The 26,056-nt window shown below is 48.7% G+C and carries 17 protein-coding genes; 1 reads left to right on the top strand and 16 read right to left on the bottom strand.

Annotation, left to right across the window (positions count from 1 at the left end):
• Positions 1 to 20 precede the first annotated feature (20 nt).
• The 15 genes from tssA to tssB all read right to left on the bottom strand — a co-directional run bounded on the left by tssA (position 21) and on the right by tssB (position 23,429).
• Positions 21 to 1,619 (bottom strand): type VI secretion system protein TssA, encoded by a 1,599-nt coding sequence (tssA, locus tag K9N75_RS09075; RefSeq protein ID WP_224452494.1) that lies wholly within the window; start codon positions 1,617 to 1,619, stop codon positions 21 to 23.
• On the bottom strand, positions 1,619 to 4,972 hold the full coding sequence (locus K9N75_RS09070) for an ImcF-related family protein (protein ID WP_224452493.1): 3,354 nt from the start codon (positions 4,970 to 4,972) through the stop codon (positions 1,619 to 1,621). Before K9N75_RS09070 ends, tssA begins: the two co-directional genes overlap by 1 nt.
• Positions 4,973 to 4,991: 19 nt before the next feature.
• Positions 4,992 to 6,122, bottom strand: a complete 1,131-nt coding sequence (locus K9N75_RS09065; RefSeq protein ID WP_130996229.1) for a KPHS_23130 family T6SS system protein — start codon at positions 6,120 to 6,122, stop codon at positions 4,992 to 4,994.
• 1 nt (position 6,123) lies between these two features.
• On the bottom strand, positions 6,124 to 6,399 hold the full coding sequence (locus K9N75_RS09060) for a PAAR domain-containing protein (RefSeq protein ID WP_130996228.1): 276 nt from the start codon (positions 6,397 to 6,399) through the stop codon (positions 6,124 to 6,126).
• 710 nt (positions 6,400 to 7,109) lie between these two features.
• Positions 7,110 to 8,093, bottom strand: a complete 984-nt coding sequence (locus K9N75_RS09055; protein WP_224452492.1) for a putative type VI secretion system effector — start codon at positions 8,091 to 8,093, stop codon at positions 7,110 to 7,112.
• The gene (locus tag K9N75_RS09050; RefSeq protein ID WP_224452491.1) at positions 8,090 to 10,705 is read right to left on the bottom strand and encodes a T6SS effector BTH_I2691 family protein; all 2,616 of its coding nucleotides are present in this window, start codon (positions 10,703 to 10,705) and stop codon (positions 8,090 to 8,092) included. The genes K9N75_RS09055 and K9N75_RS09050 overlap by 4 nt, the downstream gene beginning before the upstream one ends.
• Positions 10,702 to 11,739, bottom strand: coding sequence for a DUF4123 domain-containing protein (locus K9N75_RS09045; protein ID WP_224452490.1), 1,038 nt, complete (start codon positions 11,737 to 11,739; stop codon positions 10,702 to 10,704). The genes K9N75_RS09050 and K9N75_RS09045 overlap by 4 nt, the downstream gene beginning before the upstream one ends.
• 9 nt (positions 11,740 to 11,748) lie before the next feature.
• Positions 11,749 to 14,136, bottom strand: coding sequence for a type VI secretion system Vgr family protein (locus K9N75_RS09040; RefSeq protein WP_224452489.1), 2,388 nt, complete (start codon positions 14,134 to 14,136; stop codon positions 11,749 to 11,751).
• Positions 14,130 to 16,832, bottom strand: coding sequence for a type VI secretion system ATPase TssH (gene tssH, locus K9N75_RS09035; protein WP_130961873.1), 2,703 nt, complete (start codon positions 16,830 to 16,832; stop codon positions 14,130 to 14,132). Before tssH ends, K9N75_RS09040 begins: the two co-directional genes overlap by 7 nt.
• Before the next feature lie 207 nt (positions 16,833 to 17,039).
• On the bottom strand, positions 17,040 to 17,531 hold the full coding sequence (locus K9N75_RS09030) for an Hcp family type VI secretion system effector (protein ID WP_004095601.1): 492 nt from the start codon (positions 17,529 to 17,531) through the stop codon (positions 17,040 to 17,042).
• Between the two features lie 88 nt (positions 17,532 to 17,619).
• Positions 17,620 to 19,314: an OmpA family protein gene (locus tag K9N75_RS09025; RefSeq protein WP_039188752.1), complete on the bottom strand. Its 1,695-nt coding sequence runs from the start codon at positions 19,312 to 19,314 to the stop codon at positions 17,620 to 17,622.
• Between the two features lie 12 nt (positions 19,315 to 19,326).
• Positions 19,327 to 19,986 carry a type VI secretion system protein TssL, short form gene (gene tssL / locus K9N75_RS09020; protein ID WP_008813060.1) on the bottom strand — a complete coding sequence of 220 codons (660 nt, stop codon included), beginning with the start codon at positions 19,984 to 19,986 and terminating at the stop codon, positions 19,327 to 19,329.
• Positions 19,983 to 21,332 (bottom strand): type VI secretion system baseplate subunit TssK, encoded by a 1,350-nt coding sequence (gene tssK, locus K9N75_RS09015; RefSeq protein WP_166713111.1) that lies wholly within the window; start codon positions 21,330 to 21,332, stop codon positions 19,983 to 19,985. Before tssK ends, tssL begins: the two co-directional genes overlap by 4 nt.
• A gap of 17 nt (positions 21,333 to 21,349) precedes the next feature.
• Positions 21,350 to 22,903, bottom strand: coding sequence for a type VI secretion system contractile sheath large subunit (gene tssC / locus K9N75_RS09010; RefSeq protein ID WP_004095605.1), 1,554 nt, complete (start codon positions 22,901 to 22,903; stop codon positions 21,350 to 21,352).
• Between the two features lie 25 nt (positions 22,904 to 22,928).
• Positions 22,929 to 23,429 (bottom strand): type VI secretion system contractile sheath small subunit, encoded by a 501-nt coding sequence (gene tssB / locus K9N75_RS09005; RefSeq protein WP_224452488.1) that lies wholly within the window; start codon positions 23,427 to 23,429, stop codon positions 22,929 to 22,931.
• Between the two features lie 1,215 nt (positions 23,430 to 24,644).
• Here tssB and K9N75_RS09000 point away from each other — a divergent pair.
• Complete coding sequence (locus K9N75_RS09000) at positions 24,645 to 25,385, top strand: helix-turn-helix transcriptional regulator (protein WP_008813057.1); 741 nt, start codon at positions 24,645 to 24,647, stop codon at positions 25,383 to 25,385.
• Here K9N75_RS09000 and K9N75_RS08995 read toward each other — a convergent pair.
• On the bottom strand, positions 25,366 to 26,016 hold the full coding sequence (locus K9N75_RS08995; RefSeq protein ID WP_004095615.1) for an acyl-homoserine-lactone synthase: 651 nt from the start codon (positions 26,014 to 26,016) through the stop codon (positions 25,366 to 25,368). The two genes, K9N75_RS09000 and K9N75_RS08995, sit on opposite strands and share 20 nt — an antisense overlap.
• Positions 26,017 to 26,056 lie beyond the last annotated feature (40 nt).

Raw genomic sequence — 26,056 nt, 5'->3', positions numbered from 1 at the left:
GGGGAGTATTAAAGCAGTGATTACCCGCAAAGCACCGCGGCTCTAACCGGATCGATATTCACTAATCCTGCCAGCAACGTATCCATTCGTCGGGCTAGTGCGGCTTTATCGCTATCGTTACGCTGCGACTTCAAACGCAAAAGTTTGAGCAAGCGTGCTTTTACTTCAAAACTGAGCGCAGGTTCCCATTCAGCCAACGTAAGCTGTGCTGGATTCAGATCCAATTCGGCCAGCAAATGCAGCGCCATTTCATTTTTGCCGTACTGTTCAGCAACCCGCGCCATTAGCAAACGCAGCAACCAGCGATTACGCGGTGTATGCATTCCCGGACGTGTACTTAACCACGTAAGCGCAGCCTCAACGCCGTCGCTGTCGGCCTGCGCCAAGGCTTCCCCCTCCAGCGCCAGCACGTCATCGTCCCCCTGTGGCTGAGTGGTCGTCGGAGGGGCAGTCCACTGCTCATGATTACCGCTGACATGCTGTGCGATCCAGTTACGCGTAACCTCATCGGCAAACGGTGTTCCATCGTTGTAGGTCATCTCCTCCAGCCCCGGCAGACGTTCTAAAAACATACCTAAATCACGCTTTACAATATCAGCCCAAGCATCATACGGATGCCCTTGCTTGCTAAGGCTCTGGCAGGCATACCACTGTAAATCCAACCAAAAATGATTGACGCCTTCGGCATACATGCGTTCAACCTGCTCTAACAGCTCATTCCAACTTTGCTGCATATAGAGACGCTTCAACTGTGCCCGATTATCAGGTCGTGGCGGGGCCAAACGGGTATTTCCCGATGCATCCTGCGGTGGCAACTGGTGCACAGTGTCCCAGCGCAGGCTTTTCATTAGGCGACTGCTTGAAAGCCACCCTTGCGGCTGATCGCGCAGATAACGCGCCAACTCACGCGCCTGATCGAGCAAATCTCGTCCTGACTGAATGTGTTTCAGCGTGGGCAATCCGGCAGAAGAGGTATTGCCGTGCTCTTCTTTCATTCCTAACGGCGCACTGTTTTGCGGCACAACCGCATCCAAACCACCAGACTGCGCTAAGCGAACGTCCAGAGCCGAATAAAGCGCGCCGAGTGCTGGTCGCTCTCCTTCGGGCCAAGCCTGCATGGCACTGTCTAACAGTGCTAATGCGGCAACCGTGCGCTCTACGTCAGCCTTAACCACTTCGGGATAACGTGACAAACTATCTAGCACCTTACCGCTCGCTAGCCACTCCATCGCCATTTTTCGGCTATGGGCTCGCTGCGGCAGTACAGAGTCACTAAAGCGGGAAACCACCCCCGCCAACAGCGTTAAACCATCGGCTAACCCCAGTTCCCCATCGCGATGCAATCGTGCCCACAGGTAATACGTCACCACTCGGACATCTTTGCAGACCGTAGTCAGCAACTTTTCCGCTAGTTGGCAGACGAGATCGGTATCCGCGCCCGATAACCGGTTAACCTCTTCGCGCATGCGCTGGAAATCGTCGTCGTAGCCCGGATCTTCTCCAGCGGGAGCATCGGCGCTAATCGGCAGCAACCACTTGTCCCACAAAGCAACCTGTTCGCCCGCTAGCGCCAAAGCATCACGCCCATTCATACTGGCGGTAATCAGTCCCTGAAGCATTATTCATCCCCCAGCGCGTTGTTATTGCCCATCATCGACATGGGATCGGCGGCGCCTGTGTTAACGATAAAAATTTTACTTGGCAGGCTAAACCCGCGCAGCTTGAGCAATGCCAATGGCCCACTGCCAAGCTGTGTACGTAGGATCCACGACAGCGTGAGGCCATCCGGCGTATCGAACGCGAGGCGATAGCTACTTTCATCCAGCTTGCTTACCTTGGCTTTCTCTAACCAATGGATAAGCCCCCAGCTACCTTGGTAATCACCAAACAGGCGCGCACCGGCATTAATGCTGGTCCATGTTAGCATCACGCCCGGCTGGTAGGTCGCCCCCGGCCAGTTGAAGCTCTGCCAGCTCTCCATCTGATTGAAATAGCGCAGGCGCTGACCGTCGATAGCCAGTTGGGTTTCCACTACGTTGCGGGCAGGCTGGGCGCGCAGCTCAAAGTGCACACCTTGGCTGCCGTCGGTAAACAGCACATCAGCTAGTTGACTCAGTTGGTTAATGGCTTGAAGGAATTCAGGGTTAAATTGCAGCCCCTGACTGTTGATTTGATCCGGCACCCACGTGTTGCCCTCTTTGTGCAGCACGCCCGCCAACTGACGCGTTAAAAACTGCTCGATGCGGCCCGAGTTCGAACGGATAAATTGGCCAAGCATCGGCAGCGAAGCGTCGTTGCCGCTGGAAGCGAATGGATAGCGCCCAGCAAAAGCGCTATTCCAATTCGCCACAATCGAGGTTTGCCATTGGGTATTTAAGCTGGCAGAGGAAGGTTGCAGTACGGTTTGCCACGCCTGAGTCAGCGGCTGCACGAACATTTCGCGGCCAAAACCGCTCCACTCCTCGCCTAGGCTGGCCGCCATCAGGCTGCCGTAATCCTGCGTTTCCGTCAGATCGACCGTTTTGCCTTGAAATACCGTTTGTGCCATTTGCTGTGTCATCTGCTGCGGATCGGACGCATTCGCCACCTGTTGCAGCTTCAAACGCACTCGCGTAACGCGTGTTAAGAAGGTTTGTAGGCTCAGCGAGCTATCGGCATTCATCACGCCGTTTGCTCCCGCGCCCTTCCCCATCAGCGACAATAAAGGGCCAAATGTGCTATCTAACGGGCCGGTAGGGCCACTCACACGCTGGTCAATAACGGGCGCTTTCTCTTTATGCAGCAGGTTTTGCGCCGATTTCATCAACGAATCCGATAGCGCTTCGCTGCGCTGTCCAGTTTGCCCCTGATAGGCTAACGTATTCAGCAGCGCAATCAGCGGCGACTGACGCACGTCACTCATCAGAGTGAGCTGGTCGGTAACATCCGACAGATTCTGCGCTTTTTTCCAGTGCAGACTGTTCAGAAAATCCAGCCATGCCCCGCTAAAATCGGTGAAGTAACGTTCGGTTAGACGTGCTTTGAGCGCCTCTGGCGAGACATCTCCCGACGCAGGATGCTTGTTGTCGCTCAGTACCCAATCGATCTCTTCACGACGAGAAGACACGGCATCGTCAATAGCTTTCTGCACCTGGCCTTCCCATGCCTGACGGGTAAACATGCCTGGCACCACTTGCTCGGTAGCGAACAATGATTGCGCATCCGTGTCACCTACCATCTGCGCTAACCCCATATCAGCATAGTTTTGCGCCACCGACTGCAACATTTTCTGATACAACGTAGCTTCTGCATTGCGTTGACCAATCTGATTAAGCAACACCTGCCGCACCTGCGCCACCAATGCCTGATCGGGCTTGATACGCCATTCGGGATGAGATGGAAGATTTTCGGCATAGAACATCCATAACCCCGACGCAATCCCCTGCCACAGACCGACGCTCACACCTAACCGCGTGGGTTCATTGGCACCGAGCACGCGAGTCAAGAACGACGCATCGACCTTATCAGGGTTAGCCATCATCAAATAAGCTTTCAGGCAATCGTAACCCGCCTGAGCCAGCTTAGCGCGCTGAGGGCTATCCGGCGGCAAAGCAGCCAGCTCGCTAAGACTTTTATGCAGTTCTGCTGCGGCCTGCTCACGGATCAGGCGCTGATTTGCCGCATCGTAATGTGGCCACAGTGCATCTTCTAGCGCGTCATTCTGACTTAGCCCAAAACGCTGATACCACGGCACCGAATGGGCGGCACGATACTGCAACTGCCCGAGCGTATTGCCAAACAGCTGTAGCGCAACCAGTTGTTCCATTGGTTTCGCATTGGATTTATTCAGTAAATCAACCTGATCGCGCACCGTGGCGATCTGTGAACGATTCGAGAAGAAGGAGACAACGCTTCCGGTCAACCACAGCAGCGCCAGCACCATCACGGCATAATAAGCGCTCTGCTCCCATGAAAATCCTACGCGACGCGTGCGCGCTGAGTTATCACTTAATACCCCCTGCCACGCGACATCCGGCAACCAGCCGTGCTGAGCAACGCCGGATTTCGCCGCCAACGGCAAACTAAACATCAGGCCTCGCAGCGACAGCGCCGACGCATATTCACGCAGCAGCGGCGTTAACGCCTGCTGCCAGTGGGTAATCCCTTGGTGTTCTAAACGATTAGCCAGACGCAACAAAAAGTCATGGCTGTTTTTCAACAACACCTGTGTCATACCGCGCTGACGCAGCGGCGCGACCAGCTTCTGCAAACTGGCGGCCAATTTCTCCGGCGAGTTTTTCTCGGGGAACAAACACCCCACCGGCTGGGTAATGCGATCGTCCTGCTGCCACGCGCTGTCACACACCTGCCACAGATAAACCGGTGCCTGCTGTTTTAAAATCTGCCCACGTTTCTGCAACTGGCGGCAGCCCTGATCGATAACGCCAGCCTGCGTGCTCTGCTGCTCATTCATCACCCACACCACGCCATCCAACGGACGGCGACGGCGCATCTTACGTAGCCCCAACAGCCAAGCCTCATCCGGCTCCGCCTGCACACCACCGCCCCACAGCAATAATGTGCCCTGCCCCTCCAGCCATTGCTGAGTAGTTAATCCCGGCGCAATAGCTTCCGCCGCCGCGTTTTCGCCAACGACCAGCAGGATGCGGATTTTATTGCGCCATAGGAGGCCGTGGCGTTGATGCAAATGTTGCTTGATATCTAAAAAAGCTAATGGCTGTAAGGTAGATGCTGCTTTGTTTTTTTTCGAATCATCATCAGTTGATTTCGGAAGTTGCTGTTTACGGTTGCGGAATAAACTCAACAATAAACCTATTATGACAATACTAATTCCCAACGCTGTAATCTTTTGATTCTGAGAAACCAAACCAGCATTATCTCCAAAAAAATAAATTAGAATACCTAATAGCAAAGAAGTAATTAGAGTAATCAGCCCTACACCTACATTTCTGGCTATGAATGCCTTGAGCATGAATAATTCCTGATTTCGTTTAACTTATCGTTGGAGTTATAGTACTAAGCAACGCACTGTTATCTTTTGTTAATACAATAATTTGTGATTTTTTTTGAAACTCTGCACTTTTCATTGCCAGTGTAATAGAGAACCAATCAACTGAAAGAACGGCTTTCCCAAGCCAATGAGTTACAAAATTCTGCTCAGGCATAACTGATACATCACTCTTAATTCTATTATCTTGAGCTTGGGAGTAAGCAATAAGTAGTTTGTCTTTTATTAGCCCATCAGCATCATTATACCAAATAGTTCCAATATCCTTAGTGGGTTTCTGATAACGCAAAAATTTAGGTATATCCTCATCTACGTTGCTAAGATTAGTTAGCATGGGCCGAAAAATTTTATTTTTACTGACTTCACTGCTGGGTGATAACAGCCAAGAAATTGCCCCTTCTGTATAATATCCAGCATCATTAGCGTCATTAAATTGCCAAACCATAACAAGAACATCATCGAGATTTTCTTCTGATAACCATTCATCTACCTGCTCAGCAAATGAATTTTTCAGCTCAAAAAAACAACTTAGCTGCTGTGCTGATAATCCTATCGATTTCCACACATGAAGAAACTGCTGCCATATGAAGTCTTTTGTATCCTGTGGGAAGTAGACTCGCAACGGCTGCGCTATTCCCCTTGCTAATAAATTTACTCTTAGCGGGGCAAGTAAGTCTTCAAACAGACGCAAATATCCATCGGTGCTAGGCAATAATAAAGGCACGTTTCCATTTACATCGAATGGACATCCCATGCTGATTGGAACACTCGATGGAAAGATAAAACTAGCATCTATAATATTAATTGATTGGGATGCCCAATTTTCAAACTGATTTTCCATTTCATTGTTTCTAGCCCTAACTAATTCTCCCTGCTCAGCCTCCACTCCGTAACGGAAAAACAACCACCCCGCGAATAGAATAAAAATAGCAAAAATGACACCGATACAAACAACACCATAAAAAACAAACCGGAGATCTTGTGATATGTACCAACTTAACGTTACTGCTATCAAGATGGCAATAATCACGAACACCATCATTCTCCACCATGGTCCCCAGTTCAATGGCTCTTGTTTTTTGACTGGAAATAATTTTGGACTATTCCAAAACATACTAATCTCCAGAATTCACTTTAGGCATACTAGATATTACGTAGCAACCACACTGGCAAAGAGCTTTATCAAATGCGACTTGCTTACCATCGGACATCCAGTGGGAACTTCCTTGGATAATTTTATTAACGCCATGCCCTTTGCGTGGGCAATCAACAAGATCATTAACTAAGGCAGCAACTTTCCCTTCAATTATCATTGTAGAAGTTGCTGAAATAACTGAACCGCCGCTGCTTAACTTATCACCCAGTCGAATAATTCCTTTAGGCATAATCATTCCTATGTTTTATTTCACAAAAAGAATCGATGTTTTTCAGTCCATAATATATAAGTCAGTAACTGTTAATTTCCAAAGCCCGCTGTAGAATGAGCAAAACCCGATAATACCAAATATCCAGCTACCTAATTTGTACATTAATACATATTTCAACTTAAGAAAAAATATGGCTCAGGTTGCATTAGTTATAAAAACATAGATATCGAGCTATTTAATAATAGTAATAATAATTGACGGTACACTCCCTATCCGACCAGGCGGGATCATTTTTTAACCGACATGTCCTTATACTTCAATAACTATTTTTATACTAACACCGCCAACTCTATTCTCAAGTCCACCACTGACCATTGGAGAGACAATATCCATTGTTGTGCTTAGTATCCCCAAAGCAGCTGAGGCAATCTGAGCACGATCTTTCAGATTACCTTTACTTTTTTCATATTGGTCACAAAGCTTAAGAATATTGAATGCAAGTACAAGTAGTTTGATACGTACGCCCTTCAGCGCAGACTCTCCATTTCCACTTTGAGCAAACTTGTCAAAATTATTTTTATATTTATTGTCAGCATCTAACCTAATTAGTTTTTATGGGCAGTAAATCGTGTTATTTTTAAGCAAAAAACGCGGCTTTATATGTACAAAAAACATACTTATGATGATCTTTTCCTATGCTAGTATTAATCATAAAAATACTTATTATTTAAAAATCAATAATAATAATTATAATTTATGGTACATTGTCTATCAGGCCAAATGGGGTCATTTCTCTTTGCGGGTATCTCTTCAGACTTTATTTTTTTCTTGGTAATTTTAATTAAGTCTACTTCTGTCGGATTTTTGAAGCCTAAAGTATCAAATATCAATCCTGCAAGAACATAATTTTTTTTCGGTTTTTTTCTTTCTAGTTTAGAACTAATAAAATATATTATTGGCTCCAAAATCCAATACACAATAAAAGAGATAAATAGTATTGGCAATGTCAATCCTCCTGCTATTGCTAGTGGAACTAATATTATTAATGCAACTATAAAGCTAAAAATTCTAACATAGAGCCTAGTGCTTTTTATATATCCATCTAACCCCTGGTCACACCTAGGTGTTACACTAATGGTTCTTCTTTCAGGATGGGCAATAGCATATATTACATATCCCCCATCCTTTTCCATTGCGGCCATTTCAACATAATCACCGACTTGAATATTAGTTTTCCCTAGCCAACCACAAAATGGCTTACCATTTATCTTGCCGTGAACAAAATCACAGTAACTTTTTACTCTTACAGAACTTTGTGATGTTACCGCAGAACCTGCAGTATTGCCGATCATAGCTAAAAGCAAAGCACCTACCTGTTCATTCTCTTCATGCTTAGCAAATGCTTCCGGGTCATATTCTCGCTCTTGAAAATAACCAACGACTTTCATAACATCAATTTCCTCCACAATACCGACAACCTTCATCAATGGCTTTCGAGGAGGCAACTCTGGAGCAGGAGGTCTAGTGGCAATTAAAGCCTCAACCGCTGGAATGTCTTCTTTTAATATTTTTTCGATCTGTGCTTCAATTTCTTTACGCTCTTCTGGTGCTCTTTTAATTCTTTTTTTCTTTACACCAATATCAATATGTAGTCCACTAAGTTGTAATTCTAAATCTTCGAAGTTAATATAATCATCAAACTCCTTATTAAATCTCATAATACCACTCCTATTGACTCTTCAAGCTTTGCAGACTGATCTTTATATATGCTATTTCGTTCATTTTGAGAAACTATCATAAAAGTACTTTTTAGATCATCCTCTGGCTCGCCTCCAAACACCCCAAAACGACACCATTTCTGTAAATCATTATCTGTAAAAATAACGATGTATTGCTCAATAGCAAATATTAAAAACATCACTTCCCAACTTGCCATATAAGAAAAAAAACGTAAAGCTATAATTTTAGAACTGCTTTCTGAAATTACTTTCGTCACTAAACCTCTTTCTGTCAGAATCTCAAGTAATCCACCAAATGACTTAAGCATAATGCTAAAATCACTAGTTGCCTTGATCGAATTTAACCCCATTAACTCCCAACGTTTTTTCCCTACATATTCGTTAACGACTGCGTTTAAATCTATTGATAAGTTTATTAATGAAGCAACCATGCCTGCACTACTTCCAACTATTTTTATACTAACACCGCCAACACTATTTTCAAGTCCGCCACTGACCATTGGAGAGACAATATCCATTGTTGTGCTTAGTGTCCCCAAAGCAGCTGAGGCAATCTGAGCACGATCTTTCAGATTACCTTTACTTTTTTCATATTGGTCACAAAGCTCAAGAATATTGAATGCAAGTGCAAGTAGTTTGATACGCACGCCCTTCAGCGCAGACTCTCCATTTCCACTTTGAGCAAACTTGTCAAAATTATCTTTATATTTATTGTAAGCATCTGACCTATCAAGTTGCCCACTCCCGCTCAAACTAGCCAGAACTCTCACGCGAAATGCATCGCCATCTTGTAGTTGCGATACAGACAACGTGATCGCTTTATCAAAGGCGACCCCAGAGATTACCTGAAAGAAAGCCTTACTCATTAGCTCATATCCCGTATCTAAAACTTTCCCCAACCGGCTATAGTTGAAAAAACGGTCTCCTAATGTCGACAATCGTCTATCACAGTGTAATACCGCGAGTGAAAATCTTGTCGTCGCTGATGCAGGCTTCTCAAGAATTTCATTCGCTTTATCATATGCATCAACAAGTTTACCAGCCATGGGCAATAATGCGGCAACCAGCGTTGATTCGTCCTGAGGAAGTAATACCTTTCCTTTCATTTCGGCCATTTGCTTTAACATACCCTGCAATTCATCCATGACATCAGGATTATTGAGGAGCAATGAGCGCCAAACAATATTTCCCTCATCGCTAGTTGAATACTGGTCAATAAGCGTATCAAGGTAGGTAGTGCCGACATCAGTCAGATTGAGAGAGGCAAAAGCAAAATCCACGGCCTCACGATAGTTCAGGTTATCAACAACTTTTGTCGATTCAAAATCCTGGCAACAGGCAATAAACTTCGGTTGTTTTAACCACTGTACACGTAATTGCGCTAACTGCTCCTGTTGCTGTGCAACAATCTGGCAAAAGTTGTCATAGCAGTCTAAAAAAGCCTGTCGCTTCGCATGATTCAACATGCCATCATATTTGCTCCACTGCTTGGCAATATTATCGCCGGACAGCTTGGCATTATTTTTAACGAGCTCATCATATTTAGCTTGAAATTCTGACTTTGATTGCTTCGTATATGTCGATGTCATTGCATACCATAAAGGTGAATAATTTACGCCATCCGCCTCTATCTGCTGCGCTGTGGCCGCAGCCTTAGCATCCAACTGTTTTTTCACCCCTAGCAGGGACGAATGCGTCATAAATTCGATCGACAGTTCGTCAATCCACATGGAGTGCAAACCAGAAATATCATCACCCCAGCTCGCCAATTCATGGGCGATACCGATAGGATCATGCATCGCAATCATCAATGGTGACACAGGTTTCCCATCCGCTGATTTCCCCCGGATTGACATAGTCTCCACTGTTTTAGCACTGTTGCCCGCACGTGCATGACTCCATGGATAGAGCGTCCCTTGAGGGCCAATTTGCTTTTCATCAAAAGAATAATATGGTGCTTCAGGGTACGTTTTGCTGACTCGCGCAACTACCGGATTATAAGGCAGTAGTGATTTAAACTTTGCCATGGGCAGAGGCGTGTAATCCAATACCGATTCCAATGCACTGGCAGATACCACACTGATACCTGAAGCATTAGAGGCCGCAAGCCATTGCCCAGCAGAAATAACCTGCATTCTTTTAGCTCGTAGACCCGCATTGTTGTGGTATTTAAGAATCGTTTCTCTTGACCACGGTGATGGCGAGAAAGCAACGCTGATATTATTACGTAATGCGCTATCTCGCAGTACAACAAACTCAACATTTGTGCTTTGGTGGGTGGGATTAGTACAATCCGCCTGTTTTTTCTCTTTAGCACCAAACGCGCCACCAAGCTGTTTCCACAACCCACCATCGTCGGTCACACTCCAAGCTTCCCAGCTATCTTCAGGTGCTCCGCTATTTGCATAAAACACATATAAAAAGCCTTGCCGCAAAGCACGTAGCGCATAATGACACTCAGGCGAAGATGGGAACGCGGCTTCAGCCCACGCAGGCAACGTTGCCTCAATCGTTTGAGGAACAACCGCGTAGCGCACAGGTAATAAAGCGGGGCCGCTGGAATGGCACATTGTACATGGAGATAAACTCATGCTTGAGGCTCCTTATTTATAATATACTCTTTAACATCAAGCTGCTGGCATTCATCTTCAATGACACGCCAAGCACTAGGTGCCAACCCGTTCAAGCGTTCAGCATAGCTACTGCCGGGTGACAAATTTTGGGGATCAGCGAGGCAATCTTTCACTAAGCGATGGCAATCAAACAAGGGATGACGCACTAGGCTATTCAATGCGAAAATTTCAAGTTCATATGGTGCCTCAACGCCGTAAGCAGCCCTGATACGATTTAATGTGCAGCGCATAATGAGTAGCGCATCAGATTCACTCCAACGCAATTGGCAACGATGATTTTCTCTGTATCGGCGTAAAGCGCGATTCATGACCCCAGATAACTTAAGCTGTTCCCGTGTTGAGTCAGCCAATGCCAGCGAGAAGGTGTACTGCATTTCTGATTTTTTTTCATTACAACGTGAAACAAGTTTCCCATCGCCATCAAGCAGAAACCATTCTTCGATCGGGCCTAGTAGTCGAGACTGCTGCCAACTATCAAGTACAGACCACACGATGCTATTCACCGCAGGGTCATAAAAACGGATAACAAACGATGATTCAGCAGCCAAAGTCTGAACTGCTGTTTTGGCAATATGATCCGCAAGACTTGACGTCGTAAATGAACTGAAAATCCAGCCGCATACCATGCGGCCTCGGTTCTCCAAGAGCTGTTCAGGATCTATCTCTTCAACAGCCTGCTTAACACTGGCCTCTAATAATGCGTAATCTTCTGGCTGTTTCAGATCGAGCGAAATCAGCCAAGGAGAAAATCGGCTATCAAACTTAGGATGGTGAATATCTGCGGCGAATACGCGCTCTTGGAATGCTTCGAGATATTTTGGAAACAAATCTTCCTGACGATGTTCTAAAAAAAGCGATGGATCAACGAGCAGTACGCCTTTGCTATCGTGTAACTCAAAAGCCACAATCAACGCCCTCAGAACATCCTGAACTTGCGCATTGAGAGCTGACGCTGAATAGTCATAACCAGTGCGCTTTGATATTTCAGCCATTGACATCCCTTAAGAAATGACACCGTCCTGTGCACCTGCGCTCTGAGGAGCAGTAGAGGCGCAAAGTTCCGGTAGTTGAATTGAGGAGTTATGGCTGGCTGGGCCAGATTTTTGCAACATATCGCATTTAACAAAGCAATTTCCCGGCGCTGCAACGGTAATATTGCCGTCTTTCATCGAAATAAACGCACCGCCACATTCCAAACGCAATTCTGTCTTTGCCGTAATAACCACTGCATCCTCTTGGCTAGCAATACTCATTCCCTTTCTTGAAAAAATATCCATCGCATCGGTCTGTGCCTGAAGCTCGACTTTTCCCGATGCCGCAAATAACTTCATCCCGAGTGTTTTGGCAAATAGGCTGATAGTTTCCCCTACGGCAAGGCGAAACTTTTTGCTAATACTTAAGTCCGCATCTTCACCTGCAGTGGCGATTAGATTTTCTCCCGCAGACAGTTGCAGACTTCCCGGCGTAACCTGAGCAATACCAGAAGGCGCAGACAGCAATAAAACTCGCTGTTCCAACTGCTTAAGCCGTTCATTCATCAGTGCAGTTTGTTTTTCTACATCGGCCAATTCAGCTTTAGCTGACTCTGCCGCATAGCGTAATGCCGATGTTGTCTGCACCGCGGCCTGTAATTCCGCCAGCGCCGCCCCCATCTCCAGCACCTTCCCACCCGCCTTAGGCTGACCGTCGGCGCTGATGAAAATCCCCTTGCCCGCCCTTATCGCGCCCCAGTCGTCGGTGCGCAGTTCGAAGCCTTCGCCGCGTTGCTGTTTTTGGCTATCGACCAAATGGCCGAGGTTGAGCTGGGTTTTGCCGCCGTATTCGGTGCTGAGTTTGATGTGCTCTTTGCCGCGTTCGTCGTCGAGGCGCAGTTTGTTGTTGGCGGGGGTGCGCAGTACGTTGCGTTTGTAGTTTTGCAGCGTGACGTGGTCGCCGTGTTTGGAGTCGTGCAGCGCGTAGGCGATGTACGGCCGGTCAGGGTTGCCCTCTTCGAACGCAATCGCCACTTCGGTACCCGCCAGCAACGGGGCGTGTAAACCGTAGGTGTCACCGGCATACGGACGCGCTTGGCGCACCCATAGGCTTTCGCAGCCGGCCTGCCATTCGTCGCGGTCAAAATCAAACGACACGCGGTAGCGGCCATCTTTGTCGATGTGGCTGTAGGTGTCATTCACCACGGTGCTAGTGACGCGAGCCGGAATAGTGCCCGCCATCACCGGCTTGGCGGTGGGTTCTGGGCGGAAGCAGACGTTTTCAGAATATGGGATGGCGGTGAATTCTACTTCATAACTTTGGTCGCGACGCGCCTTACTGCTGATACCAATAATGACCGCACCTTGGCGGAACGCCTCAGGCGCGTCACCGTCAACTTTGAGCTCTTGCCCCGGCGACAGCGCTGCCGAGGTGGTGAAGCCATGTAACAGGGTCTGCTGATTAAGGTAACGTTCATGGCGTAGGCGGGCATAGAAGACACCGCTCTCCGTCTCAGGCTGCGGGCTGTTTTTATCGCCCGCCGACAGATAATTATCGGCGTAGTGATAGGCTTCGCCGTAGGTGGTTTTGTCACCGCGAGTCACGTCAACGTCGCCGTCCATCCACGATTGGGCTTGGCGATAGTTGTAGTCTCGGGTGGTGACGCGGTTTTCCACCACCTGATGAGCGCTGGTTAAGCCCCACACTGATTCGACGCCAACGTCATTCATGCCCGACGGATTACGCAGTGGCAGACTGGTGCCAAACTGGTAGTGTTGCTGATCGTCATAGAATTCAACAACGTCGATATTAAGTTTGGGATCGGCGGTGAAGCGGAACCAGATGCCGATTTCGGCCAGCAGGCGACTGATAAATTGCAGATCGTTTTCGCCGTACTGCATCACCAGTTCACGTTTTGGATAGGTGTGCGCCAGCGTGAACAGGAAATCTTGCCCTTTGAAGCCGTGGCGATCGCGCAAGATCTTTTCCACAATTTCCGGCACCGAAAGATTTTGGTAAATCGCATGCTGATGGCTTTTCGCCAGCAGTGCCAAGCGCGGAACCAAGGTGACTTCGTAGCGGCTTTCGTCCCGCGAAGTAGAAAGACGCTTAAAACGCTGGATCACCCCGTGTACCGTGCGCAATGCCTGCATAACCGACGGCGTCATCGACAGTGCAGCACCTAAGGAGGCCAATGCATTCGGCGTAGCGTTCAAGGTGAATGTGGCGTCCTGCATCAGCATCTGCGCGGGCTGGATGTCTTTGGCCGAGCTGGTGAATTCGATGGTGTAGCGATAAGGCTGGCTGAGATGCTCTTCAGCGGTAAACGCCAACACATCCAGCGGAGCCGTGTTGTCCCAAACTTTCAGCACATGGTGGCTGTGATCGAACATCAGTTGAGCAGCAGTATTTAACATATCACCCTCGCTTCCGTCGTAACCGAGCAATCCGTATCAGCTTCACCGTTGTGTTCATCACCGAAATCCAGCGTAATGCCTTCCTCGTCGTTGAACCCCAGCGTCAGACTGTCGGGTTTTCGCTGCTGCGCTAAACGCTGTAATAGCTGCTGAGAAAGCACCGGCAAGATCTGTTGATTAAGCAGGCTGTCGATGTTGCGCGCGCCGGTATCCGGCAGCAGGCAGGCCGCCACCAGCGTGTCCATCAGACTCTCTTCGATATGGCAAGTCAGTCCATAGTGACGCTGAAGACGTTTCGCCACCTGCCCTAATTTGATGGCCACAATGCGGCGGAGCGCCACGGCGTCTAGCGGGCGATAGATCAACGTTTGGAAACGTGCCAGTAAGGCAGGCTGGAAGTGATCGCGTAGGATCGGACGCAGCAGCTCGTGCAACATGCTATCCGACGCCTCTGGCTGCTGCTCTAACAGAGCCATCAGCTCATCACTGCCGAGGTTGGCGGTCATTAAAATCACGGTATTGCGGAAATCGATCTCGCGCCCTTCGCCGTCTCGCATAAAGCCACGGTCGAATACCTGATAGAACAGGTTTAAAACGTCGCGATGCGCCTTCTCAACTTCGTCGAGCAGCACCACGCTGTATGGGCGCTTGCGTACCGCCTCGGTCAAAATCCCGCCCTGACCATAACCCACGTAGCCCGGAGGCGAGCCTTTAAGCTGAGAAACGGTATGCGCTTCTTGGTACTCGGACATATTAATCGTGATCAGCGATTTTTCGCCGCCGAACAGGTCATCAGCCAGCGCTAATGCGCTCTCTGTTTTCCCTACACCGCTTGGGCCGACCAACAGAAATACGCCGAGCGGGCCGTTTTCTGAGGTTAAACCGGTTTTAGCCGCTCGTAGACGTTGAGCCAAGGCACCTAACGCCGCCTGTTGGCCGATAACCCGCTCGCCGAGCTGATGCTCAAGCTGTAGCAGGCTAGTTTGTTCGTCTTTGAGCAAGCTGCCTAACGGAACACCTGTCCAGTCAGCAATCACATTGGCTACGGTACGCACGTCAACGTCGAGAGAAAGCAGTGGATGGTTGCCCTGTAGTTCGCTGAGCTGTTGCTGAATCGCGGCGCGTTCGGACTGACGGCTGATGTCTTGACGCACTTCGAGCAATTGCTGAGTAAGTTCGCGCTCTTGTTGATATTGAGCATCGAGCGCCGTTTGCTGACGTTGCAATTCTACGCTGAGCTGATCAATGGCACTCAGGCGCTCGATATCGGCACCGCTGCTGAACACCAGATCCTGTTCAATCGCTTGTTTTTCCATCTCTAGCGCCGCGAGTTGTGCATTCATCTGCGTGAGCTGTTCCGGCACGGTATCCAAGCTCATACGTACACGCGCGCTGGCGGTGTCGAGTAGATCAACGCCTTTGTCCGGCAGTTGTCGTCCAGTGATATACCGGCGCGACAGCGTGACTGCCGCTTTCACCGCGGCGTCCTGAATATGCACGCCGTGATGGGTGGCGTAGCGCTCTTTCAAGCCCCGCAGCATCAGGCACGCCATCTCATCGTCAGGCTCGTCCACTTTGACCATCTGGAAACGACGTTCTAACGCGGCGTCGCGTTCGAAATACTGTTTGTATTCAGACCACGTGGTGGCGGCAATGGTGCGTAATTCGCCGCGTGCCAGCGCCGGTTTCAGCAGGTTAGCGGCATCGGCACCACCGGCCTGATTGCCCGCGCCAATGATGGTGTGCGCTTCATCGATAAATAGTAAAACAGGCTCTGGCGACTGCTGCACGGCCTCGATGACGTTTTTCAGGCGCTGTTCGAACTCGCCCTTCACGCCCGCGCCCGCCTGTAACAACCCCAGATCTAATGTGCGTACGCTGACGGTTTTTAAGCTATCGGGGACGTTGCCTTCGGCAATGCGTAGCGCCAATCCTTCTACCAGTGCGGTTTTACCTACACCCGGCTCACCAACCAGAATTGGATTATTTTTGCGGCGGCGGGAAAGAATATCCACCATCTGACGGATTTCCATATCGCGGCCAAAGACGGGGTCGATGCTACCGGAGCGCGCTTTTTCGGTCACATCAAGGGTAAACTTGTTGAGCACCGCCAAATGCGCTTCCTGCATCGGCGAAACACCGCTGGTGCTCGGTTCATTAGCGGCCGATTCGGTATTAGACGAGGATGGCTGTTGAGGATGTTGCAGCCCATTTTGCAATTCAGGGCGCTCTTCTGACTGGGCATCTAGCAGCGGTAACAAACGGGAAAGCTGTGTGGTGCTAATACTCAGCAGCGGCCAAACGGCATCCGTCGCCAGTAAGTTAGGCTTACCGATTAGCGCAGCAAGCAAATGTGCGGAACGCACGGCGTCGGTATTCTCCTGCAACGATGCATCTAGCCACGCATGTTTGATCAGTTGCTGAAGTTTGTCAGAGAGCTGCGGTTTTCCCTGAATGGTATGTGGAAGACGCTCTAAATGATCCAGCAATCCCTGCCATAGGCCGTCCATGTCCCATTCATAACGGCGAGCGATCACCGTAATGTCACCTTCGCCCTGCTCTAACAGCTTGAGTAACCAGTGTTCTACCGTGATTTCCGCATGGGCACGGGTCTGGCATAAGGTTGCGGCGGCAGCCAGTGCCTGAGCACAATATGGATTTAACCGACGCAGTAAGCTTGCTGAATTATTTCCCATCACATTCTCTCTCCCATTTAAGCCCGTAGCCCTCATTAGGCACGCTACCGCCCATAGCCGTTTTCCGTGCTAGGAAACCAAGGCCCATAAGGTCATCAAATTAAATTGTTTAAATCCGTTCGTTGTTGTGCTCAGAGCCCGAACGATGCCGCTTTGGCGCTGAGCAGAAAAACGAAAAGGCAGACGGTTTCCCGCCTGCCTGAGGTATTACGCTGAAGCGCGCTCATTCCAAGAATCTGAATGGATGATGTTGCCGTCTTTGAAGGTCCAAGTGATCTTCTCGTAACGGAACTCAACTTCTTCCAGATGGTTGTGTTTCTCTTTAGAAGGATCTTTGATGTCCCACATTTTTGGCGCAACTTTTACGACTTTGACGTTTTCCAGTTTGGTATTGAAGTATTCCACTTCTTGACCCGCGTCATCGATCTTGTACCATTTGATTTCGGCAGACTTCAGGGTCTGGCCAGAAGTCACGGCTTTGTACAGGTAAGGACTTGATGCATCGACTTCTTTGGTGAACACCAGAGGAGTGTGGATACGTGTACCGGTCAGTTTGCCGGTGTTGTTATCCGTTGGGATGTACAGAGAGTGTTCCAGCGCCACCATCTCGATGCTGCCTTCACGCTTTTGTACGTCTACTGAACCCTTAATGTCTGCGCCGCCGTCGTCTTTCAGCCACAGATATGCTGGAATTGCCATGTAAAACTCCTTGTTACTGGGGAGGTACTTATCCGTACTTGGGGTGCTGATAAGTACACTGTTGTAAGCCGCCGAACTTGGCGGCTGGTTAAAAATCTGATGCCTTGGCGGGCAGCTTGCAGGCTCCCGCCTCTGGCACCAGACGAATATCTACCCGACGATTAGCCGCTCTGCCCGCGTCGGTTTCATTACTGGCAATGGGCTGGCTGGCGCCATAGCCTTGCACTGCAAAACAGGTCACCGGAATATCCCCCATGCTGCGCATCCAATCGCGCACCGCCTCGGCTCGAGCCTGAGATAACGCCAGATTGCGCTGGGCATTGCCGGTAGCGTCTGTGTGCCCAGCAATCACGATCAGCCAACCCGGCTGGGCTTTTATATCCACCAGCGCCGTTACCAGCACTTTGGTCGAACCTGATTTCAACTTCGCGCTATTGGTATCAAATAGAGACAGGCTGTCTAAACGCACGGCCTTCGGTATAACGACCTTGGCTTTTTGTTCGACTTTCTCCGGCGGCGGAGGCACATAGGTGGCAATCGTCGTCAGTAGCGGTTGGCGCAAACGCTCACCGGGGTACAGCCCGAGCCCCATCCGTAGCGGCACGCCCTGCCGATAGTGGTTATCCAACTGGATTTCGTCCTGAATCAAAACATCAACGGCCTGTTTTTTCGGGATAAAATCGGTCATACGAATAGCGTTATAGCGCTGAATATCATCACTGACCTGACGCAGTAACTGGCGGTTATGCCATGCTGAACTTCCCAACGCAGCAATCGCGGCCAAGGTAAATAACCCAATACCGATCGCCTGCGCTCGATGCAGTGGCGTAAAACCAGACTGCTGCGGCAGCAAACGGAATAGCCTGTCTGGAAACGCTAACGTTGCCACTGACGCCGAACTCACGCCGACAACATCGGTTAACGTGGTTTTGCTTGCCAGCCATTGTTGCCAGAGCGAATGCTCCGCCATGCCTAAAGCGGAAACTGGGGATAACGCAACCGCAACGGGACGACAAGCCGCAGCCGAATGTTCTTGGCGTCTGCAGTGCGGTAAGACAAACTCAGACATCCACGCGCGCCAGCTTTTTACCGTTACCGCACACTGGAAGCGCTCAGCTTGCTGGGCTTCTCCCTCATCGCTGCGATGAGCTGCCAGCCAATCAATCAGCGAGCGCGGAGCAGAACGACCAATACCGACGCTGCACTCAGTTTCTCCCGCTACCCACTCGAACCAACAATCGTCAGGAACATGAGATTTTGGCAGTGCCAAATAGCTGGTCAGCAGCACGGACGTCTCGCTGCCACACAGTTTGCTCACGCGGGATACCTGATAACAGAACTCGCGCATCTGCCCCGCCAATACCGCGGCATCAACCTGTTGCTGGGGATTAATCACTCGCATTACGCTGATTTGCTCGCTCCAGCCCGCGCGTTGTGCCAGTACAGAGTCCACAAAATCGGCTAACCGTAGATCTACGGGTAAACGTAAATAACAGCCTCGCGGCGTTTCGCGCATTTGCGTGGAACCAAACAGCGCATCAAGGTTATCGCCACACACCACCACCACCGGATGCCGAAAGTGTTCAGGCGGCAAATCGGTTAACACGTCAAGCACATGGACATCAATACGCGCCGCACGCTTCCATCCGACTGCCACGATCAGTAACACCACCACAATGGTGATAATCAGCCCTAACAGCGTGAGCGGTAGCCAAAATAGACACAGTAACAGCGCGAGCAATCCGCCCCATGCCCAAAGGGCGCGCTTGTAGGTGGTACTCATGTCATCAATCCCTTATGGCTTACTGGGTAACAGCGTCGTGACCAGCGCCGTTAGATAACTGTGGAATCCCCACCAAACAGCGGCCAAAACCACCACAGCCGCAGCAACGTGAACCCAACGCGAATGCAGCCAGCGGTAGCGACGCGAAGCGGCGGCATTGACCAGCAGCGGCGCGCTTTGATCCACATCCAGCGGTTTGACGCGCTGGCTCAGTTCAGCCACCAGTTGTTGGCGCTCAGGTGTCTCGTTTTCGCCATACCGTCCACGGAACCCGAGCATCAGCACACGATGAAAACAGGTCAGCACCGCCATATTGGGTGAGGGTTCACGTAGTACCTCTCGCATGCGTTCATACAGCAACTCCCCTGCCTGCAAGGTGTGGAAAAAATGCGCCTGAAGCGGCATAGCGTGCCACGCCGAATAACCATCGTCCTGAGGTCGTCCTAACACCGTTTCATCCAACAACGCACACTGTGCATAGCGAATGTGGTCAATCGCGTTTTGATGCATACCTGCGTCTTTCAGTACCTGCTGGGTGTGTTCAATGCTCTTGGTGCAGTGCTGCCATAAGCTTTGCCCGTGCTCTACAGGGACACCTTGGCGCAGTTGAACCACCAGCAACCAGGTATCTTGTAGCAATTCGTCTATATCAATGACTGTCTCTTTACTCATGCTCTCAGCACCGCATACAGTTCAAGTTGCACATCAGACAACGTTCCCGGCACGTAGAACGCACAAGACCCCGAAGCCAGCATCGCCGTCGCCGTTGGATGGTTGAGATCCAATGCGAAATACTGATTTTCCAAACGCAGCGGTATGGCGGCAGGTACATGGCTGAGTGGGATCAGCGGAACGCCGTTTAAGGCAACGTTAATCAGGTTATTGACGTCGTCAGGCGCACCGACTTTGCACAACAGCGGGAACTGGGTTTGAAGCAGGTGAGCCGGTAGCGCGGAGCGAACTGAAAGATAGAAATCTGCCTCTTCGCGCAGACGTGGGTCGTTCAATGTAGCCTGCCACTGATTTGGACGGACTTTTTCCAGCTCAAGCGTAATGACACGCGACGGTAGACTCGCTTCGAGCAAGGTGCTAATCAGGCTGAATAGTGGCGGGAATACCGCGCCTAAACGCGCGTGGTCATAGGCAGGAATAGCGTCCATGTCATGTTCGAGGGAAAATGTCAGCAGTGCGCCCGCAAGCTTCACCAGTTCGCGATACACCAGCTCCGGATGCAGGGCTGGATGAGCCAGAAAATCATTCAGCACCGGTTCATAGCTATTCAGCGCATTGAGCAGCCAAAACAGCGATACATCAGCTACAGCAAAATCGGCCATGCGCTGATTACTTTCTCGGCGCATTCCCATCAGGCGAGTACGTTTAGCGTGGAGCTGAGTCAGCAAACGATCCAGATAGCTAATCAGTGCGGCATGTGCGCCAAACTGCAACAGCGGCGGTACGAACTGCGGATCAATGCCCCATACGCCTTGAACATCACGCACTAAACGCACCGCAGGACACGTGAGATAATCGCCGTTTTCATCGCCATCCAAGCGCAGCGTAAGCGCATAGCGGGCTACAGCCATCGACTCAGTATCGTTACCCAAAATATCCTGTACTGAGGCCCAGTCCTGACGATAGCGAATCGGGCGATCGGCTTTGGCATCCGTTGGCAGGCAGTTGCCGCCGTTGGCGTGCTCAAGCGGCAGTGCCAGCAGCAGCGTGGCACTTTGTGCCGTCGCCGGCAGCACCTGCGTCAAATCCAGCGCAGGTGGCAACACGTCTGCCCTTTCGGTATCCAGCAGCGTACCGTCCTGAAAGCGGACGCAAATGCGATCCGCTTTCAGTTTGCCCAACCGTAATGCGTCCTTGTCGAACTCAGCCGCCATGATCCCCCAAGGGTGGACCAACGCTAGGCGTGCAATACACTCATTGGTGTACGCTTCCCAGCGAGCCTGCTGTTGGAACTGCTGCGGAGACAACAATGTCCCGGCAGCCCATAACGGACGGTCAATTTTCATCTTCAAATCCGTCCTGATTAAGCTTTGGCTTTAGGCATCTGCGAAACCAGAGACAGATTCACATCCATTCCTTCAACTTGGAAATGCGGTACGGCAAACAGCTTCACGCGGAAGAAACCTGGGTTATCTTCGATATCTTCAACGGTTACCTTGGCGTCACGCAGCGGGTGCGAAGCCTGCAAGTCATCTGCGGGATCGGTCATTTCCGTGACCAAACCACGGATCCAGTTGTTCAACTCCAATTCAAGTAAACGACGATCTTTGGTGGTGCCGATGTTTTCGCGCTGGATCAGTTTCAGGTAATGAGCAATACGCGAAAGGAGGAAGATGTATGGCAAACGCGCATTAATACGGCTATTGGCCGTTGCGTCGTGCGTTTCATACAGCGCCGGTTTTTGCGTAGAGTTGGCAGAGAAGAAGCACGCATAATCACGGTTTTTGTAATAAGAGAGTGGGATAAAGCCCAGATTAGCGAATTCAAATTCGCGAGTTTCCGGGATCATCACCTCTGATGGGATTTTGACCTGATTACCCGTCCCTAAATCGTACAGGTGGATAGGTAAATCGGTGACAGCGCCGCCCGCCTGCGGCCCGCGGATCTGCACGCACCAGCCGTTGTTGATAAAACTTTTCACCATGTTGGCTGCAAAGGCAAACGAAGCGTTAGTCCACAGATATTTCTCGTGATCCGGCCCTTTGACTTCTTCTACGTAGTTAAAACTGCGCACAGGAATAGTATCTGGACCATAGGGCAAACGACCTAACACCCGCGGCATCGTTAAGCCGATGTAGCGTGCATCGTCGCTTTCACGGAAAGATTTCCACTTCAGATACTCTGCACGGTCAAAGTAATTGCCAATATCTTTAATGGCAGCCACTTCTTCCATGGTGTTTTTGCCAAAGAACGCGGGGCCTACGGAACCGATAAACGGCATATGTGCCGCGGCGGCCACTTTTGAGATGTTGCGTAGCAGAGCAATATCTTGCGGGCCACGGCCAAACTCGTAGTTAGAAATCGTTGCCGCAATAGGCTCACCGCCTGGGGTATCATATTCCTGAATGTAGGTATGAGAATAAAGGCCGCTTTGCGCAATTTCTGGCGCGTCTTCGAAATCTTGTGCCAGATGATCTTTGCTCACATCTAACAGTTCAATACGCACATTTTGGCGGAAATCAGTTTGGTCAATCAGTGACTTAACACCGCGCCATGTGGATTCCACGCGTTGGAAATCTGGATGATGCATCACCGCATCTAATTGGCTGCTAATTTGGGCATCAAGCGCTGCAATATGGCCATCCAGCAAGGTTTTATCCAGCTTTTCCACTTTTTGAGCAGACTGTTTGAGCAAGTCTAAAAATACGCTTACGGCAGCGGTCACTCGCTCATCAGCAGAGGCTTCTGCGAGGCCTTCATTGTTTTGGAAGGTTTCGATATCGGTCATTGAAGAGACCGGATTGAGATTAATTTTCTCAAACAACGACGCGTAAACGCCCTGCATGATTGGTGCTTCGTGTTCCAACACAGCGGTAGCATTACCCTGTGCTTTGTTTTCCTGTACAGACATCAGCATTTCCTTCTCTTATCCAAACCAGTCATTAACAATCTTTTGGCGCCAGAGCCGCCAGTTCCGTACGAAGTTCATCGCTCAGCGCATCATCTTTGAGGATGTTTTCGAGTTCACGGCGGAAAGTCGCGTTATCCAGTAGGTTAGATTTGAGATCGCGCAACCAGTTACGCATAGCGAGAAGAGCACGTAGCTGAGGAATTTGGCGTGCAACCTGTTCAGGCTCGAAATCTTTCATGTCATTGAAAGTGAGAGACACTGCGGTATCTGTGCCATCTGCCGCTAAAGTATCAGGGACAGCCATTTTAATACTTGGCTGGAATTCACTGAGTACGCTGTTGAAGTTGTTTTTATTAATATCGATTTTGCTGCGTTCTGAAAGTGGACGTTGTTCTGTACCGTTGCTGTAATCGCCCATTACCAGTAATTTCAGAGGTAATTCAACTTTTTTCTGCGCCCCACCTGTATGTAAATCCAATTTGATATTTACACGAGCCTTGGGTACTTCATTTTGGAAACTTGATGAAGCCATTTACTGTCCCTTACAACTGAAAATTAAGGATAACTGCCAGTCGTGACAAACATTCCCTACCTAAAATTAAAGCACCGCAGACAGGTGGATTAATTACGAATAAACGGCGTAGTAAAAACGTTCATCGATTGGCGCTATTTGGTCTATCTCTGTGTTTATTTAAACAATAAGGAAAGGTGAGTACGCAATATACTCAGACACGAGTCTAAGAACATTTAGGCATAATTAAGAAATCCTTAACTGTTACAGAATGTAACAAGATAGACAATTTGTGATCAAGATCATCCATTTGAAATATAAGAAATTTCTTTAAAAACAAAACCACAATCCTTGTAGGTCAATGGGTTGAGTCACAAGCTACATTAATGATTTCAGTAATAACTCCGAAGGAAAAATCAGATATTTCCAGTGCTCGATTTAATAGAGAAATGACATTTCCCACGTACTAAGACAGCGTTTATGTGAATAAAGCGCAAACCTAATATACAAATAACCGATGAATCACAATCATTCACCAAGGGCATATAGCGTGACTAATTCATCCATATAAGTGCCGTATTTTCAAAACCAAAACCACCGCTAAGCATCACTAGCAGCGGCAAAATACATGTTAACAATAGGATTTATGCCAAGATTGAATCTATATGGAAAGATTAAACACCATTGAGATTAGGTCTATCCTAAAACGAGGGCAAGAGTCTATAGGAAGTCATAAAATTCAGAACAACCCAAAATACCCCCTTAAAAATAAAAGATAAAAAACAGACTTATATATTATTTAATACTTCTAAGTTGATATATCTTTCTTTTAAGTAAATAAAATTCATTAAAATAAAGAATAATAAATTGAATTTATGAAGGACGAAGCAAGGCTTCTTTGGTGTTTGTCTGTGCGGCTAAATCGGAGTGCAAACTAGGCATGACAAGGCCGTAAACAGGATTTCAGAGGGGAAGATTTGAAAGATTCACGTTAGTAATGCTACTATAAGGCTCCTCTGGACAGTGGTCTCTGAAAACGCACTGCCCAGAGTTTTTCCCTGGTGTTGGCTGAATTGGCTACCTGACTCTCGTGGTCAGGTTTTTTTTATCTTCAACTCACGGGACAATTATAAGTGTGTAGACAGATTCCGTAAGTTGTACTTAAGTACTGTACTCACCCTGTACTTAAGTACACCGCTGCCGCCGAGACTGTAGAACAAACTTCAGGGATGCCATATGTTTTCTATTTTCAATAAAAATCAGATAATAACGGAAACGCTTCGTGATTATATCGATAGAAAACTGTCCCAGTTTGGTAGCCCTGAGTACGCTTACACCGTCGTCAATAAGAAAAACCCGTCAAAACTGCTTATCATCTCAAGCTATCCTGATGAATGGGTAAACCTGTACATTGCGAATAACCTGCAGCACATTGACCCGGTGATCCTGACCGCGTTTAAACGCACGTCCCCTTTCGTGTGGGATGAGAACATCACGTTGATGTCTGACCTCAAGGTCTCAAAGATTTTCTCTTTATCCAAGAAATACAACATCGCCAACGGCTATACTTTCGTCCTGCACGATCATCTCAACAATCTGGCACTACTATCATTAATTATTGATAGCAATATGAAAGCGAATCTGGAAGAGCAGTTCTCTTCAGAGAAAGGCAACTTACAGATGTTACTCATTGAGATTAATGAGCAAATGTATCGGCTCGTGCAGTCAGTTTCGGTAGATAAGGATGGTTCAGAGATGGGCGTAAGCAAAGCAACGTTTACAGCCAGAGAACATGAAGTACTTTACTGGGCGAGTATGGGGAAAACTTACGCGGAGATCGCCACAATCATTGGTATTTCAGTAAGAACGGTTAAATTTCACATGGGCAACGTGGTAAGTAAATTGGGTGTGAGTAACGCCCGTCAGGCGATCAGGCTGGGCGTTGAACTCGAACTGATTACACCAATGCAGTCTTAATTACCGCCACTGACATCGGCCAGTGCTCAAATTCAGGCAGTGAACAACCTTCAAATGCATTAATTTTTGTCGCCATTTTCGCCTGACTATCAGAGTCCGTAGGCAAATAGAGAAGATAAATCCTTTCCTCCTCACTCAAATATGCCTCTTTAAGTACCCTCACCTGCCAGCCACTGCGCTTTAGTATTGTCAGCATAGCGCGGCTAACAATCGTATAAATGCCGTTTAAGTTATATTGACGAGCGTAGTTGATCATCGCCAGAAAAAGAACCTGACTAACAGGATATCTCTCCCCCAGCAAATCTCGAGCGCGACTTTTGTCGACAAAGAATCGGCTTGATTCCACTTCACCGGCTGGCAATGAGACATCATGAAAACAAGAGTGGAAGGTATGAGTAATCATATTTGGCAGTTCGAGCGGCACAAAACGAACACTGCAAATCAACTGCCCTTCATACAGACCCAAGATATAGCGCGTGTTTGGATTATCAAACTCATCAAACTCCATACCGCGGTTGCAAACGACATCCCAACCTAGTCGATCGCTGAAAGTTTTTTTTCTCAGTCGATAAAGTTCATCCGAACGCACTCCATTTAGTTCATCATAACTGACATCAAATAGTTCAAGCATTCCATCACCTTGATTACATATTGGTAACTATTCATATTGT

It is taken from the genome of Hafnia paralvei (assembly GCF_020150375.1).
Taxonomy (GTDB): domain Bacteria; phylum Pseudomonadota; class Gammaproteobacteria; order Enterobacterales; family Enterobacteriaceae; genus Hafnia; species Hafnia paralvei.
The sequence above is the reverse complement of the archived record's forward strand: the minus strand, read 5'-3'. Positions and strand labels throughout refer to the sequence as shown.

What these genes read in the sequence shown, in the direction of transcription:
- K9N75_RS09025 (WP_039188752.1), bottom strand. Translation starts at nt 19,314, where the DNA reads ATGAGTACCACCTACAAGCGCGCCCTTTGGGCATGGGGCGGATTGCTC.
- tssA (WP_224452494.1), bottom strand. Translation starts at nt 1,619, where the DNA reads ATGCTTCAGGGACTGATTACCGCCAGTATGAATGGGCGTGATGCTTTG.
- K9N75_RS09060 (WP_130996228.1), bottom strand. Translation starts at nt 6,399, where the DNA reads ATGATTATGCCTAAAGGAATTATTCGACTGGGTGATAAGTTAAGCAGC.
- K9N75_RS09040 (WP_224452489.1), bottom strand. Translation starts at nt 14,136, where the DNA reads ATGTTAAATACTGCTGCTCAACTGATGTTCGATCACAGCCACCATGTG.
- tssL (WP_008813060.1), bottom strand. Translation starts at nt 19,986, where the DNA reads ATGAGTAAAGAGACAGTCATTGATATAGACGAATTGCTACAAGATACC.
- tssK (WP_166713111.1), bottom strand. Translation starts at nt 21,332, where the DNA reads ATGAAAATTGACCGTCCGTTATGGGCTGCCGGGACATTGTTGTCTCCG.
- K9N75_RS09000 (WP_008813057.1), top strand. Translation starts at nt 24,645, where the DNA reads ATGTTTTCTATTTTCAATAAAAATCAGATAATAACGGAAACGCTTCGT.
- tssH (WP_130961873.1), bottom strand. Translation starts at nt 16,832, where the DNA reads ATGGGAAATAATTCAGCAAGCTTACTGCGTCGGTTAAATCCATATTGT.
- K9N75_RS09055 (WP_224452492.1), bottom strand. Translation starts at nt 8,093, where the DNA reads ATGAGATTTAATAAGGAGTTTGATGATTATATTAACTTCGAAGATTTA.
- tssB (WP_224452488.1), bottom strand. Translation starts at nt 23,429, where the DNA reads ATGGCTTCATCAAGTTTCCAAAATGAAGTACCCAAGGCTCGTGTAAAT.
- K9N75_RS09045 (WP_224452490.1), bottom strand. Translation starts at nt 11,739, where the DNA reads ATGGCTGAAATATCAAAGCGCACTGGTTATGACTATTCAGCGTCAGCT.
- K9N75_RS09050 (WP_224452491.1), bottom strand. Translation starts at nt 10,705, where the DNA reads ATGAGTTTATCTCCATGTACAATGTGCCATTCCAGCGGCCCCGCTTTA.
- K9N75_RS09030 (WP_004095601.1), bottom strand. Translation starts at nt 17,531, where the DNA reads ATGGCAATTCCAGCATATCTGTGGCTGAAAGACGACGGCGGCGCAGAC.
- tssC (WP_004095605.1), bottom strand. Translation starts at nt 22,903, where the DNA reads ATGCTGATGTCTGTACAGGAAAACAAAGCACAGGGTAATGCTACCGCT.
- K9N75_RS09065 (WP_130996229.1), bottom strand. Translation starts at nt 6,122, where the DNA reads ATGTTTTGGAATAGTCCAAAATTATTTCCAGTCAAAAAACAAGAGCCA.
- K9N75_RS09070 (WP_224452493.1), bottom strand. Translation starts at nt 4,972, where the DNA reads ATGCTCAAGGCATTCATAGCCAGAAATGTAGGTGTAGGGCTGATTACT.
- K9N75_RS08995 (WP_004095615.1), bottom strand. Translation starts at nt 26,016, where the DNA reads ATGCTTGAACTATTTGATGTCAGTTATGATGAACTAAATGGAGTGCGT.